Annotated in this window: 1 protein-coding gene; it reads left to right on the top strand. The window is 41.5% G+C overall.

Annotation, left to right across the window (positions count from 1 at the left end; genetic code table 11):
• Nucleotides 1–80 precede the first annotated feature (80 nt).
• Nucleotides 81–1,751: an ISL3 family transposase gene (locus tag WJR50_RS33980; RefSeq protein ID WP_341297774.1), complete on the top strand. Its 1,671-nt coding sequence runs from the start codon at nt 81–83 to the stop codon at nt 1,749–1,751.
• The last annotated feature ends 38 nt before the right edge of the window (nt 1,752–1,789 follow it).

The raw sequence follows: 1,789 nt of genomic DNA, 5'->3' as shown, positions 1-1,789 counted from the left end.
GGCTCTTCCTAAATTTTGGTGAAGCAGGATTGGATTGAAAGGATGAGCTAAAATGTTATGAGGGAAAAGAGGAGCAGTCATTGAATATTGATAGTTTGTTACCCCCTATTTCCGGTTTGCAGTTGCTAGGTGCAAACTTTCAGGAAAGACATATTTTCATATCATTAAAGAGTAGTCATAGTTTTGCATGTTGTCCGCTTTGCCATAATAGTAGTTCCAGAATCCATAGCCATTACAGCAGAACAGTAGCGGATCTACCTTGGGCTGATAGACAGGTAGTATTAGAATTAAATGTAAGGCGTTTTTTCTGTGATTATGATAGCTGTAGCAGGAAAATATTTACGGAAAGATTGGGCGGCACCCCGCTACATCCTTCTATCGCTGCTTATGCCCGAAGAACTGCTCGTTTAGATCATTATCTGGAGACTCTGGCGCTATTGTTAGGAGGAGAGGGAGCAGCTTTACTGGCTTACTTGCTCAATATCAGCACAATTAGTGCTGATACGCTGCTAAATCTGACCCGTAAAATACCGACTATCACGTTTGATACACCAAAAATATTAGGCATAGATGAGTGGAGTATAAGAAAAGGAAAAACGTATGCTACCATTCTGGTGGATTTAGAAAATAGAAGACCTGTAGATCTATTACCTGATGCCAAATCGGATACAGTAGAAGCTTGGCTGAAAGAGCATCCTGGCGTAGAGATTATTTCCAGAGATAGGGATACAGTATTTGCGGAAGGCGCAAGAAGAGGTGCTCCAGATGCTATTCAGGTAGCTGACCGATGGCATTTGTTGAAAAATTTAGGAGATGCATTAAAGAAAATGCTTGAGGCAAACCCGGCAGGTTTAAGAGCAACTGCTGCTGCTTTGCTTGGATTACCTACTTTATCTGGTGTAGAAGAGGAAGAACAAGTTCAGGAACAGGTTGCAAAAGATTCTTCATTAAAGGATGTTTCTCCAGAGCTGACCACAAAAAGTAACCTCCGCCATCAGCATGTTAGGGAATTGAGGGCAAAAGGCTGGTCTATTAAAGCTATTGCAAGACATTTTAAGATGCACAGGCAGACTGTGAAGAGGTATATGGCTTTAAATGTACTTCCCAAGAAAAGTTACAGCCACCATATGAATGCCAAAGGTGCTTTGACACAGGATCAAAAGAACTGGATAACCAGGCGGTGGACAGAGGATGGTTTAAATGCCAATCAGATATTCAAGGAGCTAAAACAGCAGGGCTATAAGGGATCTGCATCTTGTATTTACCGTTATGTAGCACATTTTTCTGTTGAAGGCAAGGTATCTCAATCACCTCAAAAAGCCAGAAAAAGAGGTATTCCCCCTTATTCTGCGCCAAAGGCTATGTGGCTCATGGTAAAACCTGAAGATCAACTACCTGAGAGCAAGCAAAAGCAGTTAAAGGCTCTACTAGAAAATCATGCGCAGGCTGGTAAATCATATCCCTTAGTTCAGCAGTTCATTTCAATGGTCAAATATAGAAAATCAGAAGACCTGGATAAGTGGATAAAAGAAGCCAAGGAATGTGATATCATTCAAATGCAACGGTTTGCCCAAGGTTTAGAACGTGATTATCAGGCGGTTAAAGCCGGGCTAACCTTGGAGTGGAGTAACGGACAGGTAGAGGGACAGATTACCCGATTGAAATTTATCAAAAGGCAAGGTTACGGTAGAGCAAATCTAGATCTGCTCAAAAAAAGAGTAATGTATAAACTTGGCAGAGGGGCTGCTTAAGGGGAAAATAATAGCTTCACCAAAATTTAGGAAGAGCC

The sequence above is a fragment of the Catalinimonas locisalis genome (assembly GCF_038039535.1).
Classification (GTDB): Bacteria; Bacteroidota; Bacteroidia; order Cytophagales; family Cyclobacteriaceae; genus Catalinimonas.
The sequence above is the reverse complement of the archived record's forward strand: the minus strand, read 5'-3'. Positions and strand labels throughout refer to the sequence as shown.